General features: G+C 33.9%; 17 protein-coding genes. 15 read left to right on the plus strand and 2 right to left on the minus strand.

Annotation, left to right across the window (positions count from 1 at the left end; all coding sequences use genetic code 11):
• Positions 1–131: 131 nt before the first annotated feature.
• Positions 132–1,517 carry an MFS transporter gene (locus C7J89_RS03485; protein ID WP_103295539.1) on the plus strand — a complete coding sequence of 462 codons (1,386 nt, stop codon included), beginning with the start codon at positions 132–134 and terminating at the stop codon, positions 1,515–1,517.
• 59 nt (positions 1,518–1,576) lie between these two features.
• The gene (locus tag C7J89_RS03490; protein WP_103295538.1) at positions 1,577–2,110 is read left to right on the plus strand and encodes a methylated-DNA--[protein]-cysteine S-methyltransferase; all 534 of its coding nucleotides are present in this window, start codon (positions 1,577–1,579) and stop codon (positions 2,108–2,110) included.
• 113 nt (positions 2,111–2,223) lie between these two features.
• Here C7J89_RS03490 and C7J89_RS03495 read toward each other — a convergent pair whose 3' ends face one another.
• Complete coding sequence (locus tag C7J89_RS03495) at positions 2,224–3,393, minus strand: hydroxymethylglutaryl-CoA synthase (RefSeq protein ID WP_061853736.1); 1,170 nt, start codon at positions 3,391–3,393, stop codon at positions 2,224–2,226.
• Positions 3,394–3,494: 101 nt separating this feature from the next.
• On the opposite strand from C7J89_RS03495, the gene C7J89_RS03500 reads away from it, so the two are divergent.
• Together C7J89_RS03500 and C7J89_RS03505 are read left to right on the plus strand one after the other, a co-directional pair.
• The gene (locus C7J89_RS03500; RefSeq protein ID WP_103295537.1) at positions 3,495–4,646 is read left to right on the plus strand and encodes a thiolase family protein; all 1,152 of its coding nucleotides are present in this window, start codon (positions 3,495–3,497) and stop codon (positions 4,644–4,646) included.
• Between the two features lie 5 nt (positions 4,647–4,651).
• Entirely contained in the window at positions 4,652–5,932 is a 1,281-nt protein-coding gene (locus tag C7J89_RS03505) for a hydroxymethylglutaryl-CoA reductase, degradative (protein ID WP_229294237.1), read from the plus strand.
• Positions 5,933–5,985: 53 nt separating this feature from the next.
• Here the strand turns inward: C7J89_RS03505 and C7J89_RS03510 are convergent, their stop codons facing one another.
• Positions 5,986–6,417, minus strand: coding sequence for a CHAP domain-containing protein (locus C7J89_RS03510; RefSeq protein ID WP_103295535.1), 432 nt, complete (start codon positions 6,415–6,417; stop codon positions 5,986–5,988).
• Between the two features lie 235 nt (positions 6,418–6,652).
• Between C7J89_RS03510 and cidR the strand changes: the two genes are divergently transcribed.
• The 11 genes from cidR (at position 6,653) to C7J89_RS03565 (ending at position 17,867) form a co-directional block, all read left to right on the plus strand.
• Positions 6,653–7,528: a cidABC operon transcriptional activator CidR gene (gene cidR, locus C7J89_RS03515; RefSeq protein WP_103295534.1), complete on the plus strand. Its 876-nt coding sequence runs from the start codon at positions 6,653–6,655 to the stop codon at positions 7,526–7,528.
• A gap of 266 nt (positions 7,529–7,794) precedes the next feature.
• Entirely contained in the window at positions 7,795–8,181 is a 387-nt protein-coding gene (locus C7J89_RS03520; protein WP_061853731.1) for a CidA/LrgA family protein, read from the plus strand.
• Complete coding sequence (locus C7J89_RS03525; RefSeq protein ID WP_061853730.1) at positions 8,182–8,868, plus strand: LrgB family protein; 687 nt, start codon at positions 8,182–8,184, stop codon at positions 8,866–8,868.
• A gap of 86 nt (positions 8,869–8,954) precedes the next feature.
• Positions 8,955–10,697: a pyruvate oxidase gene (locus tag C7J89_RS03530; RefSeq protein ID WP_103295533.1), complete on the plus strand. Its 1,743-nt coding sequence runs from the start codon at positions 8,955–8,957 to the stop codon at positions 10,695–10,697.
• A 154-nt stretch (positions 10,698–10,851) separates the two neighbouring features.
• Positions 10,852–12,243, plus strand: a complete 1,392-nt coding sequence (locus C7J89_RS03535) for a YfcC family protein (RefSeq protein ID WP_061853728.1) — start codon at positions 10,852–10,854, stop codon at positions 12,241–12,243.
• A gap of 194 nt (positions 12,244–12,437) precedes the next feature.
• On the plus strand, positions 12,438–14,513 hold the full coding sequence (gene ptsG / locus C7J89_RS03540) for a glucose-specific PTS transporter subunit IIBC (RefSeq protein WP_103296027.1): 2,076 nt from the start codon (positions 12,438–12,440) through the stop codon (positions 14,511–14,513).
• A 168-nt stretch (positions 14,514–14,681) separates the two neighbouring features.
• The gene (locus tag C7J89_RS03545; RefSeq protein WP_103296028.1) at positions 14,682–15,209 is read left to right on the plus strand and encodes a VOC family protein; all 528 of its coding nucleotides are present in this window, start codon (positions 14,682–14,684) and stop codon (positions 15,207–15,209) included.
• A gap of 80 nt (positions 15,210–15,289) precedes the next feature.
• Positions 15,290–15,694 (plus strand): acyl-CoA thioesterase, encoded by a 405-nt coding sequence (locus C7J89_RS03550; protein WP_232138449.1) that lies wholly within the window; start codon positions 15,290–15,292, stop codon positions 15,692–15,694.
• A gap of 67 nt (positions 15,695–15,761) precedes the next feature.
• Positions 15,762–16,091 (plus strand): thioredoxin family protein, encoded by a 330-nt coding sequence (locus C7J89_RS03555; protein ID WP_103296030.1) that lies wholly within the window; start codon positions 15,762–15,764, stop codon positions 16,089–16,091.
• 192 nt (positions 16,092–16,283) lie between these two features.
• Positions 16,284–16,802, plus strand: a complete 519-nt coding sequence (locus tag C7J89_RS03560) for a GNAT family N-acetyltransferase (RefSeq protein WP_103296031.1) — start codon at positions 16,284–16,286, stop codon at positions 16,800–16,802.
• A 90-nt stretch (positions 16,803–16,892) separates the two neighbouring features.
• Positions 16,893–17,867 (plus strand): alpha/beta hydrolase fold domain-containing protein, encoded by a 975-nt coding sequence (locus tag C7J89_RS03565; RefSeq protein ID WP_103296032.1) that lies wholly within the window; start codon positions 16,893–16,895, stop codon positions 17,865–17,867.
• Positions 17,868–17,937 lie beyond the last annotated feature (70 nt).

The raw sequence follows: 17,937 nt of genomic DNA on the forward strand, positions 1-17,937 counted from the left end.
GATTGCAACTTGTATTATTATCGTGCAAGATAGGTTTATACATAAAAAGTGAAACATCTACCATAAATTATCAGACTATTCTAACAATGGCGTTGTTTTACTTTGGGGATTGTAAATTGGGAGGGAGCAAAATGATAGATAGTGAGACACATTTCTCAAAGGGTCAATTAATCACAGGGATAATGTTATCAATTTTGACATATTGGTTGTTTGCGCAGGCGTTTTTAAATATAGGACCCATGGTTCAACAAACATATCCAGTAAGTCCTGATATTATTAATATATCAGTAAGTTTAACATCATTTGTAACAGGCGTATTTATGGTTGTAGCTGGTAAAATTGCTGATCGTATCGGAAAGGTAAAGATGACCAAGTTGGCGCTTATATTAAGTATTTTAGGTTCTTTATCACTGATTGTTTCTAATCATATGGTTTTATTATTATTAGGGAGAGTGTTACAAGGATTTTCTGCAGCTATTATCATGCCGGCGACGATTGCCATGATAAATGACTTTTTCAAAGGTGCAGAAAGACAAAAGGCGTTAAGTTTTTGGTCTATAGGCTCTTTTGGTGGTACAGGTCTAGCATCATTTTTTGCTGGGTCAATTGCTACTGCAGCTACTTGGCAAACAATTTTTATAATTTCGATTATAGTAGCACTAATTTCATTATTCTTACTTAAAAGTATACCAGAGAGTAATTATGAGAGTAATAGACAAACAAGCTTTGATTACATAGGCTTAGTGATATTTATTATTATGATTGGTAGTATTAGTTTTATTATTACGCAAGGTTATAAAATAGGCTGGTTAAGTAACATTACAATAGCCCTGTTTATAGTGTTTGTAGTATTTAGTATCGTGTTTATTAAATATGAACGACATGTGAATACACCATTTATAGATTTAAGCTTATTTAAAAATCATTCGTATACAGGAGCAGTTTTAGCCAATTGTTTATTAAATACTGGCGTAGGGGTTATTGCATTAATAAATATATATGCACAAGCGGGGCACAGCCTTAGTGGTTTTAAGGCAGGTTTAATTACATTGCCATACCTTATTGCTTTATTAATTGTTGTTAGATTAGGTGAAAAAAGTATTAATAAATTTGGTGCTAAGCGAGCAATGGTTATAGGACCGATAATAACGGGAATAGGTGTATTGTTAATGTCTATCACGTTTTTACATACGGGTATGTATATTGGTTTAATGTTAATCGCAACTACTTGCTTCGGTGCAGGTACGGGATTTTTCGCTACACCTGCTTTAAGTACTGCAGTTTCAACGACGCCACCTGAGAAAATTGGTGTGGCATCTGGTATTTTTAAAATGGGGTCTACTTTAGGTGGTGCATTCGGTATTGCTATTATCACTTCGATTTATACAGCATTATCGTTAAGTGGTTTTAGTATTCATTTAGCTGCAAGTATCGCGTTCTTAGCTGGCGTTGTATTAATCTTTAGCGCCGTCGTTATAAGTGCATTCGTAATACCTAATCGTTCTAAAAACATGTGATAACTAACACTTATAGCAAAGGAAGATACTGATATTTATAAAGAAAGAAGGCAACATAAATGCAATATAAAATGACATATAAGTCACCGGTTGGGGATTTAACGATTACCACTGATGGTCAAAACGTAACGGGGTTATGGTTTGAAAATCAACAAAACTATGAGTCTTTGTTAAACGATATTGTAAAAGAACAACACCAACCTATATTTGATAAAGTGACGCATTGGTTAGATGAATATTTCTCAGGAAATAAGCCGGCAATCAATTTCCCACTTAAGCCAACTGGAACCGATTTTCGTATGACAGTATGGAAGAAGTTACAAGCAATTCCATATGGTGAGACTGTCACATATGGAGATATTGCACAACAAATTGCTGAAGATAGAGGGCGAAGCAAAATGTCTGCGCAAGCAGTAGGTGGTGCAGTAGGAAGTAATCCAATATCAATTATTATTCCATGTCATAGAGTTGTAGGTGCTAATGGGAGTCTTACAGGCTTTGGAGGAGGCATAGATAGAAAGATTAAATTATTGAAAAACGAAGAAGTCGACATGTCGTCATTTTATGTGCCAAGTTATAGTACAAAACCATAAAAATAGAGAGGTTAAGCATGCGCATTAAATAATTAATGTTTGTGCTTAGCCTCAATTTATTTTGTAGTGGAAAAAGATTAAAATATTAAGCATCTTTTCCAGTGATTTAAATTTTATTTTAAGGTATTATAATTACGGATATGCTCATTAATATCGTTTAAGTAAAAAATACCATGTTGGTCGTTTGTTAATTCGGTTTCATGATCGAATTCAAGATTATCGAAACGATTGAAGAAATGTTCATATTCCTCTACTGATAATTCAGTACGAGAGTTTAATAATGCTTTATGGTGCTCTACATTTAGCACTTCATTATAACCGTCAACAAGTTTACCACTAAAGAATTCGCCGACAGAACCTGAACCATAACTAAATAATCCAATAGTTTGACCAGCTTCTAAGTCGTGTGTTTCTAATAATGAGATTAAACTTAAATACAGTGAACCAGTATATATATTACCTACATATCTGTTGTAGTAAGTTGCAGCGTCATAACCTGAGGTTAATCGATTATGCGTTTCAGAATCAATATCTTCTGTTAAAATTGAATCAAGCGCTTTTTTGCCCATTTTTGTAAATGGTACATGGAAACATAAAGAAGCAAAATCTGAAAGTGATTTATTGTAACGTCTAGCATATTCATTCCAGCTTTCTTGGAATGATTGGATATAAGCATCTTTAGATAACGCACCGGCTACTAAAGGATATGATAGACCAGTTGGTCTCCAGAAATCATAAACGTCTTGTGTGTATGCCACGGCATCCTCATTTAATTCAAGGATACGTGGATTATGTGAAATTAACATAGCAACAGCACCTGCGCCTTGAGTCGGCTCACCACCAGAATGTAATCCGTAACGTGCAGTATCACTTGCAATGACCAATACTTTTTCATTTGGACGATTTGCTAAATAATCTTTTGCAAGTTGAATAGCAGGTGTAGCAGCGTAGCATGCTTCCTTCATTTCAAAACATCTTGCGAAGGGTTGAATACCTAGTAGATTATGTATTTGAACGGCTGATGCTTTAGCAGAATCTATCGCAGATTCAGTAGCAACAATTACCATTGAAATATTCTTTTTATCTTCTTCAGAGACGATATTTTTAGCAGCATTAGCACCCATTGAAACAATATCTTGGCTTACTGGGCTAACAGACATTTCTGTTTGACCTATACCAAGTAAAAATTTATTAGGTTCTACATTGCGTGCTTCAGCTAGTTTAGCCATATCTACATAAAATTGTGGAACGTAAAAATCAAGTTGATCTATACCGATAGTCATTATGTATCGACACCTTTCTATTTATAAATAAGCAACTGTATCATACCAAAATAGGCTTCATAAATACAATTATTTTAAAGTTTAAGAAATGGGGAATAACAATGAACAAAATAGCTATAGTTAGTGCCAAAAGAACACCGATTGGAAGATTCAGAGGAAAATTAAGCGATTATTCAGCCGTAGAATTAGGAACTACTGCACTTAAAGCAGCATTGGATGAAGTAAATATTAATCCAAATGAAATTGAACAAGTCATCTTTGGGAATGTCTTACAAAGTGGTAGTGGCCAAAATCCAGCTCGTCAAATAGGTATAAAATCAGGTATTCCTAATACGACACCTGCTATGACAATTAACGAAGTATGTGGCTCTGGTCTTAAATCTATTATTTTAGGCAAGCAATTAATTCAATTGGGAGAAGCGAAAGTCGTTGCGGTAGGCGGCGTTGAAAGTATGACCAATGCGCCTAAGTTACTTTTAAATGGCGATGAAGCACCTGTAGATAGCTTTATGCATGATGGTTTAACAGACGCGTTTCATCAAGTACCTATGGGCGTAACTGCAGAAAAAATTGCTCAAAAATATAATGTTACACGTGAACAACAAGATGAATTTGCGAATAACTCTCAACAAAAGGCTGCGCAAGCAACGCAACAAGGTAAATTTAATAATGAAATTGTACCAATGAAAGACAATGAAGGTGCAATGATGACTTCAGACGAAGGTATTCGAGCAAATAGCAGTGTTGAAAAGCTTAGTACGTTAAATACTATCTTTGACGAAAATGGTACTGTAACTGGCGGCAATGCATCAAGTATTAATGATGGTGCTGCTGCAATCATTTTAATGGATGAACAATATGCGAGAGAACACAACTATGATATTTTAGGCTTTGTAGGAGACTATGCAGAAGTTGGTTGTGACCCACAATTTATGGGATACGCACCGTATTATGCAGTATCACAATTGCTAGAAAAAACTGGTAACACGATTGGTAATATAGATGTTATCGAAATGACGGAAGCTTTTGCCGCTCAAAGTATACCTGTTAAAGCTAATTTAGGTATTACAGATGAGCAATTGAATTTATACGGTGGTGCAATCGCATTAGGTCATCCAATCGGCGCAAGTGGCACGCGTTTAGTAACTACACTAGTAAATATATTAGAACAAGAAAATAAATCTAAAGGTATTGCTACAGCATGTATAGGCGGTGGCTTAGGTATAGCATTATTAATAGAGAAGGGGCGTTAAGCAATATGAGCGCATTAGATAAATCATTTAGACATCTATCGAGGGAAGAAAAGTTAAATGAACTAGTATCTCAAGGTTTGTTGTCTGAAAAATACAAAGAAAATTTATTGCAAAATAAAGTGATAGACGAAGATATTGCCAATAGCCTTATCGAAAATGTTATAGGACAAGGTACAATCCCGGTCGGCATTTTACCTAATATTATAGTCGACCAAAAAAATTACGCAGTACCAATGATGGTGGAAGAACCATCTGTCGTAGCAGCCGCAAGTTATGGTGCCAAATTGGTAAATAATACGGGTGGCTTCAAAGTAGTCGCAAGTGAGCGATTAATGATTGGCCAAATCGTCTTTGATGATGTACAGGATACTGAAGCGTTAGCGACTAAAATTTACCAAATGGAAGGTCAGATTAAATCAATCGCAGACGAAGTATATCCTTCTATTATCAAACGTGGCGGTGGCTATCGTCGCATCGAAATAGACACTTTCCCAACTGAAAACCTATTGTCACTCAAAGTTTTCGTCGATACGAAAGATGCAATGGGCGCTAACATGTTAAATACTATATTAGAAGGAATTTCAGCACATTTAAAACTTGAACTCCAAGATAGTAATGTATTAATGAGTATATTGTCTAATCATGCTACAGCCTCTGTTGTTAAAGTTGAAGGCGAAATTGAAGTTTCTGACTTAGCTAAAGGTGATTTTGATGGCGAAACTGTAGCGCATCGTATGGAAAGGGCGTCAGTTTTAGCTCATGTGGATATTCATCGTGCTGCAACGCATAACAAAGGTGTTATGAATGGTATCCACGCTGTTGTCTTAGCAACAGGCAATGATACACGTGGCGCAGAAGCAAGTGCACATGCATATGCTAGTAAAGATGGGCAATATCGTGGTCTTGCAACATGGAAATACGATCGTGACAGACAACGTTTAGTTGGCTCAATAGAAGTACCGATGACTTTAGCAACTGTAGGTGGCGGTACAAAAGTATTACCAATTGCACAAGCTTCACTAGACATATTAAATGTAGCGAATGCCCAAGAATTAGGACATGTTGTTGCGGCTGTCGGTCTAGCTCAAAATTTTTCTGCGTGTCGTGCATTAGTATCCGAAGGAATTCAGCAAGGTCATATGTCATTACAATATAAATCTTTAGCGATTGTAGTAGGCGCTCAAGGTGAGGAAATCGGTTATGTTGCAGATGCATTGAAAAATGCAGCACAAGCTAACACAGCGACTGCAGAGCAGTTGTTAATGAAATATCGTAATAATAAATGATAAAAAATAGACAGTTATAAGTTCAAATGACATGACTTATAACTGTCTTTTAATTAATAGATGTACCGATATTTTTTGGCGGTACTTTTACTCAAAGTTCGTGTGCCATAAGCATGGGCACGACTGTAATTATACTCTGATATTTTAATGCTTCCGTTTCTATAGACAGTTTCTACAAATGCAACATGTCCATAATAACCAGCAGTTGATTGAAGAATTGCTCTTGGCACAGGTTTTGTCCCAACACGATAACCTGATCGTTTGGCGTTAGTATACCAATATTTTGCATTACCCCAACCATTTGGGATGGGTTTATGTACTTGCGCTCTTTTGTTGAATACATACCAAGTGCAGTTGTATTTTGCATAATAATTTTTAGCAGCTTGAGAAACATTCGTGTTGTTGATCATTTGAACAGAAAAGCTTGTCGTGAATAACAAAGTGAAGGCGATAGCGATGCGACACAATAATTTTTTCATCTTTATAAATTGTCCTCAGTTCTTTTATTATTAATACTTTTTAATAATAAAAGAAATAATTAAGTTGAACAATACACGTTACCTTAACAACAACAAGCTTTAATATAACAGCAATATATAAAATGTTACTGTAATATAATACAGTAATTAAGTTGAAAGTATACTTTATATAACGTGTGGCGGCACATTCATGATAAACTTTAATTACTATAGATAAATGAACAGGTAGGTGTAAAGAGCTGTGGATATTAAACAAATGAATTACTTTGTAGAGGTAGTAAATCATGGTGGTATGACTAATGCGTCGAAGGCACTTTATATAGCGCAACCAACGATTAGTAAAGCAATTAAAGATTTAGAAAATGAATTGTCGATGCCATTATTCGACCGCAGTAAAAGACAAATTGTACTAACGGACGCTGGTGAAATATTTTATAAGAAAAGTAAAGAAATTTTAGCCTTATATAATAATCTGCCTACTGAAATAAATAGTTTGTTAGGGCTTGAAACGGGGCATATAAGTATAGGATTGTCAGCAGTCATGAATATGAAGCAATTTATTAAATTATTAGGTGAATTCCATCAATTATATCCGAATGTGACTTATAATATGGTTGAAAATGGCGGCAAAATGATTGAAGCTCAACTATTTAATGATGAAATTGATATAGGCATAACAACTATACCTGTTGACAGTACCATTTTTAATTCTATTCCTTTGTATCAAGAAGATTTAAAACTCGTACTTAATAGTGAACATAGATTAGCTAATAATAGTACTGTATCTATGTCTGAATTAAAGGAAGAAGATTTCATTTTATTTAATGAAGATTTTTACCTAAATGACAAAATTAGAGAAACAGCAAAGAATGCAGGTTTTATACCTAAAACGATTTCCAAAATCTCGCAATGGAATTTCATAGATAATTTGTTAAATGCTCATTTGGGCGTTAGTATCCTACCTGAAAGTATTGTCCAAATGTTAGATAGCGATTTTAAAGCTATTAAATTTGATGATCCTTCAATGAAGTGGCAATTAGGCGTTATTTGGAAAAAAGATAAATATCTCAGTCATGCAACGCGAAAATGGATTGACTTTATGGAACAAAGATTATAAACCATATATAAATTTGACTGTATAATATAAGAGAGATGCAATAAGTGCACGAATGTTCAATTATTTTGGATTACTTAAATATAGTTTGTGGCTTATGTTAGCATCTCTCATATTATATTAAGTAATGTAAGTAATCGTTTTCATAGAAAAAAGTAATGGATAGTATGTAAAATCAATATTTTTATTATGAGAGCTTTGGGCTTACAATAATAACTGTAATCAAAACAACCACTGTTTAGAACCATTAAGAAAAGGGTGATTATTGAATGCAGTTAGCTTTAAAAGTAGTCAAAATTATAATTCAAATTGCTGTAATTTCAGGAATAACGTATTTAGGTAATGTCTTACAACAAGTATTGCATATACCGATTGCAGGTAGCATTGTTGGACTCGCACTATTTTTCTTATTATTACAATTCAAAGTAATTCCAGAAAAATGGGTTAAAGACGGCGCGAACTTCTTACTTGCAACAATGGTCTTTTTCTTTGTACCATCTGTCGTTGGTATAATGGATATTGCTTCGAATATTAATTTAAATTACATTGTATTTTTCTTACTAGTTATTGCCGGTACTTGTAGTGTGGCATTGATTTCAGGTTATATCGCTGAAAAAATGTTTAAAACTTCAGATGGCAATAGTGGGAGTCATTAGATGTTGATTTTACAAACATTCATCATGATTGCCTTAACAGTTGTAACTTATTTGATAGCCAAAAAGTTACAAGAAAAATATAAACATCCATTATTAAATCCAGCGTTATTATCCTCATTATTTATCATTATTATCTTACTAATATTTAGTAAAGATTATAGTGATTATATGACAGGTGGAAAATGGATTAATTACTTGTTAAATTCAACGGTCGTTTGTTTAGCGTATCCGTTATATAAAAATAGAAAAATGATTTTACAACACGCTAATATTATTTTTACGAGCGTTATTGCAGCAGTAGTAATTAATTTCTTTCTGCTATTTATTACTTTAAAGCTATTAGGTTACTCAAAAGAAGTTATCGTAACTTTACTTCCTAGATCAATCACAGCTGCAGTAGGCATTGAATTATCACACCAACTCGGTGGAACAGATACAATTACTGTTATGTTTATTATATGTACAGGATTAATTGGTAGTATTTTAGGGGCATACTTGCTAAAACTAGCGAAATTCCAAACATCTATTGCCCGCGGATTAACTTACGGAAATTCATCTCACGCATTTGGTACAGCTAAAGCACTTGAACTTGATATCGAATCTGGTGCATTTAGCTCGATTGGTATGATATTAAATGCTATATTAAGTTCAATTATCATACCTATATTATTGTTATTACTTTATTAAAACTATGAATTAAGCATTTATTTTGAAAGAAAAAAATCTAAATCGTATAATTTAAAACATTGAGTTTTTGAAAGGAGCTTTTTACTTTGGCAAAAATTAAAGGAAATCATGCATTAGTTAAAGCGCTACAAGCTTGGGACATAGATCATATTTATGGTATCCCAGGAGATTCAATCGACGCAGTCGTTGATAGCTTGAGAACAGAAAGAAATAATATTGATTTTCTACATGTAAGACATGAGGAAGTTGGAAGCTTAGCAGCTGCAAGCTACACAAAATTAACTGGTAAAATTGGTGTCGCGCTAAGTATTGGTGGACCAGGTGTCGTACACTTATTAAATGGTATGTATGATGCTAAGATGGATAATGTTCCTCAATTAATCTTAGCTGGCCAAACAAATTCAACTGAACTTGGAACTAAAGCCTTCCAAGAAACTGACATTTATAACATGGTTGAAGACGTATCTGTGTATAGACATCAAATTACTGAAAAAGATAAAGATATTTTTGGTATTGTCAATGAAGCTATTCGTACAGCATATGAAAAAAAAGGTGTAGCAGTACTAATATTACCTAATAACTTATTATCACAAAAAGTTAAAGACACTACGAATACAAAAGTAGATACTGCACCTCCTGCTCGTGTAGCTCCAAAACCACGCAGTATTAAAAAAGCAGCAAAATTAATCGATAAAAGTAAACGTCCGGTTATGATTATCGGTACTGGTGCTAAACACGCTAAAGATGAAGTAAGAGAATTTATTGAAGCGGCTAAAATACCTTCTATTATTACTTTACCAGCAAAAGGTATTTTACCAGATTCACACCCTTATAATTTAGGGAACTTAGGTAAAATTGGTACTAAAGTATCTTATCAAACAATACAAGATGCCGATCTATTAATCATGTTAGGTACTAACTATCCTTATGTTAACTATTTACCTAAGAAAAATATTAAAGCTATTCAAATCGACACTAACCCAGAAGCTATAGGCCATCGTTTTGATGTCAATGTTGGTATCGTTGGAGATAGTAAATATGCATTACAACAATTAACAGACTCTATTAAACATGTACCAAATAGAGACTTTATGACTAAAACATTAGAACGTAAAGCAACATGGGATTCTTGGATGGATAAAGATAAAGCTGACGAAAGCAGCCCGATTCGTCCAGAACGTGTTATGGATGCAATTAATAAAGTTAGAGACGATGACGCAATCTTCTCTATCGACGTAGGTACTTCTACTGTTTGGTCTACACGTTATTTAGATTTAACAGTAAATAACAAATTTATCGTGTCTAGTTGGTTAGGTACAATGGGTTGTGCGTTACCAGGTGCAATTGCTGCTAAACGTGCATATCCAAATAGACAAGTGGTAGGTATTGCTGGCGACGGTGCATTCCAAATGGTAATGCAAGACTTTGCAACAGCTGTGCAATATGATATGCCAATGACAATATTTGTAATGAACAACGAAGAATTATCATTCATTAAATATGAACAACAAGCTGCTGGCGAATTAGAATATGCAATCGACTTTACAGATGTTGACTTAGCTAAATTCGCTGAAAGTGCCGGCGGTGTAGGATATACATTGAAAGATCCAAACCGTATTGATGAAGTTGTAGAAGAAGCTATGGCACAAGATAGACCTACAATTGTTAACGTTTATGTTGATCCAAATGCTGCACCACTACCAGGTAAAATTGTGAAAGATGAAGCACTAAACTATGGTAAATGGGCTTATAGATCAATTACTGAAGATAAAAAATTAGACTTAGACGAAATTCCACCACTTTCAACAGCGGCTAAACGTTTCTTCTAAGTACAATATAATTAAATTTAAAAAGACAATCGTTAGTTAAACGGTTGTCTTTTTTTATAATATTTTAGGCTATATTAATTTACTTGGATTAATTTTTCTTTATTAGGTTATAATCTTAATAATCATTATAACTTTAAATAAAGGGGTTGATGTTATGAAAAAAATATTACGGTCTTTTAAAGTAAAGACACCACATACATATGCTTTATTAATGTTAATTATCGTAATTGCTTGTTTATTAACGTATTTAATTCCCGCAGGAACTTATGAGCGTGAGAAAAAGGGCGGGCAAACTGTCGTAGTGTCGGGTACATACGAGCAGATTTCGCAACACGGTGTCTCATTTTTTGATATTTTTCGTGCTATTCCAGAAGGGTTGTTAAGTGGTGGAGAAATAGTGTTTTACATTTTTTTAGTAGGTGGCGCTTTTGGTATTGTACATAAAACTGGAGCCTTTGAAAATGGTGTGAAACAAGCCATGAGAAAGTTAGGTAGTTTTCAAGTATTAATGATACCTATGACGATGACTGTATTTTCAATATTAGGCTTTTCAATAGGCCTTGCCGAAGAAACGATTATCTTTGTGCCAATAGGTATAATTATAGCGCGTACGTTAGGGTATGATGCTTTGACGGGGGCTTCGATGGTTATACTCGGTGCGGCTAGTGGGTTTATTGGTGGAATGTTAAATCCATTTACTGTCGGTGTAGCTCAAAAAGTTGCCGAATTACCCATGTTTTCTGGATGGGGTTTGCGCTCAATCATTTATGTTTTTATTTTGATAGCGGCGATTACTACGGTGATGCTCTATGCAAGAAAAATAAAACATGACAAGACGAAAAGTTTAGTTTATGAATTAGAACAAGAAGAAGCTTCTGCAATGCAAGATGAACATTTTGAACGATTTACTAAAAGACAAGCTGCTGGGTTAGCGTTTATTGTGTTGACTATTATACTGAATGTCTTTGGTATTTTTCGTTTTGGTTGGTCATTTAATGAAATGAGTGCCAATTTCTTGTTGGCGGGGTTATTAGCTGGTTTGGTAGGTGGATTGGGTATTAATGGTACTTTTGATGCATTAATAGAAGGCATGAAAGATATTTTATTTGGTGCCATGATTGTAGGTTTCGCAAAAGGAATTATTGTAATTTTAGAAAATGGCAAAGTTATAGATACTATAGTTCATGGCATGACTACGTTATTAACAGATGTTCCACCTGCATTCGTTATTATAATGATGTTTCTGTTGCAATTTATGCTAAACTTCTTTATTCCTTCAGGATCTGGTCAGGCATTAACTACGATGCCATTGATGGTACCTATTGCCGATTTGTTGCATATTAATCGCCAAATGACTGTTTTTGCATTCCAATACGGGGATGCAATAAGCAATGTATTATTCCCGACTTCGGCTATTTTAATGGGAGCACTTGCCGTTGCAAAGATTAGTTATGTCCAATGGCTAAAATTTGCTTGGAAACTTATCGTAGTATGGGTATTAATATGTATTATTGCTATGTCGATAGCTTTAATTTTACATTATTAGTAATATCAAAAAGCTAGAGTGTCAGTTGTTTGAAAGAGTTCTTTCGTATATAATATTTATGAAATTATCGAATACGCGTGTTACTGGTTAGGCAGGCATGAGCAAAGCAAACTATTTTTATTAATAGTTTTTTTGCTCATGCCTTTTTTTGTGCGCAATGTCGATAATAAATTAATGAAGGGATGTTAGATAACATGTTTAAACGGTTTTTTGGTCATTTGCAACGTATCGGTAAAGCTTTAATGTTACCTGTTGCCATATTACCTGCTGCCGGTATTTTATTAGCGCTTGGTAATGCTATGCACAATGAACAACTTGTGTCATTGGCACCTTGGTTAAAACATGAAATATTTACAGTTATTTCATCAATCATGGAAGTTTCGGGTCAAATTATATTTGAAAACTTACCATTACTCTTTGCAGTTGGGACGGCACTAGGTTTGGCTGGTGGAGATGGTGTAGCTGCGTTAGCTGCACTCGTAGGGTACCTAATTATGAATGCGACTATGGGTAAAATTTTAAGTATTACAATAGATGATATTTATAGCTATGCTGACGGTGCTAAAACATTGAGTCAAGCAAGCAAGGAACAATCACACGCGCTTATTTTAGGTATACCTACACTCCAGAGTGGTGTGTTTGGTGGTATCATTATGGGGGCTTTAGCAGCATGGTGTTACAATAGATTTTATAATATATCGTTACCACCATTTTTGGGATTCTTTGCAGGTAAGCGTTTTGTGCCAATTGTAACTTCTGTGGTAGCTATTTTAACAGGTGTTGCATTAACTTTTGTTTGGCCACCGATTCAAGATGGCTTAAACAATTTATCAAACTTCTTATTAAACAAAAACTTAACTTTAACTACGTTTATCTTTGGGATTATTGAACGTGCTTTAATTCCATTTGGTTTACACCACATATTCTATGCACCATTTTGGTTTGAGTTTGGTCAATATGTAAACTTAGCGGGCGATGTAGTACGAGGTGATCAACGTATTTGGATTGCACAAATGAATGATGGCGTGCCATTTACAGCTGGTGCTTTTACGACAGGTAAATATCCATTTATGATGTTTGGTTTACCAGCGGCAGCTTTTGCAATATATCGTTGTGCTCGTCCTGAAAGTAAAAAATTAGTAGCTGGTTTAATGTTATCGGCTGCACTTACTTCTTTTTTAACAGGTATTACTGAACCGCTAGAATTTTCATTCTTATTTGTAGCACCTGTACTTTATATTGTTCATGTATTTTTAGCAGGAAGCTCATTCTTAATCATGCACTTATTAGATGTAAAAATTGGGATGACTTTTTCAGGTGGATTTATAGATTACATATTATATGGTTTGCTTAATTGGGACCGTTCAAATGCGTTAATGGTCATACCAGTTGGTATCGTGTACGCAATCATTTATTATTTCTTATTCAGTATCGTTATTACTAAATTTAATTTGAAAACACCTGGTCGAGAGGACGAGGAAGTTAAGCAAGAACAGACGGCAATGTCTAGTTTGCCATCTAAAGTGCTGCACGCTATGGGAGGACAAAGCAACATTGCGCATTTAGATGCATGTATTACACGTCTCCGTGTAGAAGTGAATAATAAAAATATGGTTAACGTCGATACATTGAAATCATTAGGTGCATCAGGTGTGTTAACGGTGGGAAACAATATTCAAGCAATTTTTGGTCCTATGTCAGATCAACTTAAACATGATATGACGCGTATAATCAAAGGTGAGGTAGTAGACACTGCTGATTCTAACTACAATGAAGAACAGCAAGTTAAACCTAGTACATTGGCTAAGGGGCAAACCATTCAAATCTCGGCGCCATTTAAAGGACAACCTATTCCATTAGAGGATGTGCCAGATAAAGTATTTGCTACAAAAATGATGGGTGATGGTATTGGCTTCATACCTCAAAGTAATGTGGTAACAGCGCCAATTAATGGTAAAGTCAAAACAGTATTTCCGACTAAACATGCACTAGGTTTAGAGTCTGATGAAGGGTTAGAATTACTCATTCACATTGGTATTGATACTGTGAAATTAAATGGGCAAGGATTTGAAACTCTTGTAGAAGCAGATCAAATTATCGAACAAGGCCAACCGCTAGTTAAACTTGATTTAGAATATATCGAGCAACATGCGCCAAGTATTATTACGCCATTAATATTTACTAATTTGAAACAGCAAGATGTAGAACTTGTTACTACTGATAAAGTTAATGAAGGCGACTTAATTATAAATATTAAAATAAAAGACTGATTTTTCTAGCAAACTTAAATTAATGTACTTTCAATTTTAAAGGCTGAACATCATAAGATGGTTAGCCTTTATTTTTATGCTTACTAATTATCAAACTAGCAGTAATGCTTTAACTATTAGCTTTTCAGGGAATAGTATATTATAGCTTATTTAATAGAGGTGAAGTTTATGTCTATAACTAGAGGTATAAATCATATTGGATTAACAGTACCAAATATTGAAGAAGCAACAAAATTCTTTAAAGAAGCCTTAGATGCTAAAATAGCATATGATAGTCAAACAAAGGCTGATGATCCGCGTGCTGGTAACTTTGTAGAACATGTCTTAGGTTTAGAACGTGGTGCTAAAATAATTAAAAAAAGAATGCTCGTATTTGGTAATGGTCCTAACGTTGAAATGTTTGAGTTTAAGGATGCCCATCAATCAGGCGCAGAGAACTTACAAGATATAGGTTATACACATATATCATTTTATGTAGATCATTTTGATAAAGCATTAGAACGTGTGAAACGTGCAGGAGGCGTCCCTTTATCTGAACCGCATGAAAATACACGTTATGAAGATACAGAAGGTAATGCAACTGTGTACGTCAGAACGCCTTGGGGAAGTTTGCTTGAATTACAAACAATTCCCAATGGTTTTTATTATCCTGAAAGTAGTGAAGGTACTGTGTTTACACCTGAAGCTGATGAATGATAATAATATGTAGTAGCTAGATGAAATTTAATAATTTAACTTTTATAATAGAACTATAAATGTGGTTTTGAGGAGAGAAAATCATGACAGAGAGAATATTAGTAGCTGAAAGAGAATTAGAAGTAAATGGTTATGATATTGATGCTATGGGCATAGTAAGTAACATCGTATACGTAAGATGGTTTGAAGACTTGAGAACAGATTTTATTAATCAACATATGAGTTATTCTGAAATGATGAAAAGCAATATATCGCCAATTTTGATGAAAACGGAAGCGGAGTATCAAATGCCAATTACGATTCATGACAAACCAGTGGGACGTTGTTATTTAGTTAAAGCGAGTCGTTTAAGATGGGAATTTGAGTTTGAGATCGCTTCGGAACATAAAATGCATTGCATTGGTAAACAAAGTGGTACATTTTACAATTTACAAAAGCAAGCAGTAGAAAGAGTGCCAGAAGTTTTCCAAAACCTAATAAAATAGACATTTATGAAAAGAAAACATGCTACGTTATTTAATAATTTGTAAATGTTATAAAGAAGGTGTGAGTTTGAGGCAAGAGTTACATTCTCTAGAAGAATTTCACAATTTTATTGAAACACATCGCTTAGCATTTCTACATGTGATGCGAGATAACTGTAGTGTATGTCATGCCGTTTTGCCTCAGGTAGAAGATCTAGTAAAAGAATATGATGGTGTAGCCTTTGGGGTCATTAATCAAAGTGAAGTTGAAGCTATTGCAGGGGAACTTTCAATCTTTACCGTGCCAGTTGATATTATTTATATGGACGGTAAAGAAATGCATCGTCAAGGTAGATTTATCGATATGCAACAGTTAGAAAGACAATTGTCTCTTATGTATGACAGTTTAAATAAATAATGCTAAAGATAAATTAAAGCATATAGCAAAGATGAGGAGAAGTTACATTTTCCTCATCTTTTTTTATCAAATTGAGAAAAAAGTTTATTGTTATGCGTAGTTAGGTATAGTTAAAAATATATTAGATAAGTCACAATATTATTGTGTAATGCAATTGTGGCATGATAAATAAATCATAGGTGGGGGTTAGTAATGAGAGTCGAGCGCATTAATGCAGATGAAGCTATTAATTTATATCAATGCATGAAACAAATAGATAAAGAAACTCAGTTTATGCTTTATTTACCAGATGAACGTACTTTTGAAACATTAAAACTATACGAAGATATACAACACAATTATTACGTTGGCGTAAAAAAGAATGATGGCATGATTGTGGGTTATATTTCATTACATATTAGCAATATAGAAAAGGTGAAACATAAAGGTTATATAACGACGGGTTTAATGGAAGATTATCAACAACAAGGGTTCGCAACGAAAATGTTCGAAGAAACAATTGCTTGGGCAAGAAACCAAGGATTAAGACGTTTAGAATTAACTGTACTTACTCATAATAATCCAGCAATAAGCTTATATGAAAAAATGGGCTTTATGATAGAAGGAATTAAAAGAGAGTCTATTTATATGGAAGGCTTATATCATGACGAATTATACATGGCTAAAATGTTAAATAAAGAAGAGCCAATAGCAGAAATGAATATTTGGTAAAAGTATATACAATAATTTGCAATTGTTTTTACTAAAAATTTGTCGTTCTTTCATTTAAAATAATAGTAATAGCATTATGGAGGAATAACAATGATAAGAAAATTATTAACTATTGCAAGTGCGAGTGTATTAGCATCTTATGTTTATACTAAAGTAAAAGCTAAAAGGAGTTATCCTAGCTTTTTATTTGAGACAATGTTTAGACTAAATGGTATGAAAAAAACTTTCTCCAATATAGAGGATGCTCAAGCCTCACTTGAAAAAACTAAAGCAACAACTAAAGGTAAATATGACGGTACTAGTTATAATTTCAGCAATGACGTTGTTGTACATACAATCGATAAATCGAGTGTTTATGTTGTAAATGCGCAAGAGAATAGACAGCAGAACGTTATACTCTATATTCATGGTGGCGCATGGTATCAAGACCCATTAAAACAACACTTTGAATTTATTGATTTGTTAGCTTCATCAATGAATGCCAAAGTGATTATGCCTATATATCCGAAGGTGCCTCATGCCGATTATCAACAAACTTTTAATTTACTCATGAAAATTTATAAACAAATCATAACTACAGTTGAAAGTGCCCATCAAATCACGATTATGGGTGATTCTGCCGGCGGTCAAATTTCATTGTCCTTTGCACAATACTTAAAACAAGCTAAATTAATACAACCTAGCAATATCGTATTAATCTCACCTGTATTAGATGCTAGTTTTAGTAATCCAGAAGCGCTTGTATATGAAAAGATAGATCCGATGTTAGGCATAGAAGGCAGTAAATTCTTTACGGAACTGTGGGCCAATGATTTACCTTTAACAGATTGGAAAGTATCACCGATAAATGGTGATTTAGAAGATTTAGGTCATATTACGATAGTTATAGGTACAAAAGAAACGATCTATCCAGATAGTTTAAAGCTATCTAAAATGCTAAATAGCAAAAATATAAAACACGATTTTATTCCTGGATATAATTTGTTTCATATTTTTCCTATCTTTCCAATTCCTGAAAGACAGCAAACAATTGAACAATTAAAACGTATCATTAGTAGATATTAATGATATAAGACACTTGCTATTCAGTTTTATAGTGGGTGTCTTTTTTTATAAATTGATTGTTGTGTTTAAT

It is taken from the genome of Staphylococcus kloosii, assembly GCF_003019255.1.
Lineage (GTDB): Bacteria > Bacillota > Bacilli > Staphylococcales > Staphylococcaceae > Staphylococcus > Staphylococcus kloosii.

Excerpts from the sequence above, each read along its gene's own strand:
- C7J89_RS03485 (WP_103295539.1), top strand. The coding sequence starts at position 132 with ATGATAGATAGTGAGACACATTTCTCAAAGGGTCAATTAATCACAGGG.
- C7J89_RS03495 (WP_061853736.1), bottom strand. The coding sequence starts at position 3,393 with ATGACTATCGGTATAGATCAACTTGATTTTTACGTTCCACAATTTTAT.
- C7J89_RS03525 (WP_061853730.1), top strand. The coding sequence starts at position 8,182 with ATGTTGATTTTACAAACATTCATCATGATTGCCTTAACAGTTGTAACT.
- C7J89_RS03545 (WP_103296028.1), top strand. The coding sequence starts at position 14,682 with ATGTCTATAACTAGAGGTATAAATCATATTGGATTAACAGTACCAAAT.
- ptsG (WP_103296027.1), top strand. The coding sequence starts at position 12,438 with ATGTTTAAACGGTTTTTTGGTCATTTGCAACGTATCGGTAAAGCTTTA.
- C7J89_RS03500 (WP_103295537.1), top strand. The coding sequence starts at position 3,495 with ATGAACAAAATAGCTATAGTTAGTGCCAAAAGAACACCGATTGGAAGA.
- C7J89_RS03520 (WP_061853731.1), top strand. The coding sequence starts at position 7,795 with ATGCAGTTAGCTTTAAAAGTAGTCAAAATTATAATTCAAATTGCTGTA.
- C7J89_RS03505 (WP_229294237.1), top strand. The coding sequence starts at position 4,652 with ATGAGCGCATTAGATAAATCATTTAGACATCTATCGAGGGAAGAAAAG.
- C7J89_RS03490 (WP_103295538.1), top strand. The coding sequence starts at position 1,577 with ATGCAATATAAAATGACATATAAGTCACCGGTTGGGGATTTAACGATT.
- C7J89_RS03565 (WP_103296032.1), top strand. The coding sequence starts at position 16,893 with ATGATAAGAAAATTATTAACTATTGCAAGTGCGAGTGTATTAGCATCT.
- C7J89_RS03560 (WP_103296031.1), top strand. The coding sequence starts at position 16,284 with ATGAGAGTCGAGCGCATTAATGCAGATGAAGCTATTAATTTATATCAA.
- C7J89_RS03535 (WP_061853728.1), top strand. The coding sequence starts at position 10,852 with ATGAAAAAAATATTACGGTCTTTTAAAGTAAAGACACCACATACATAT.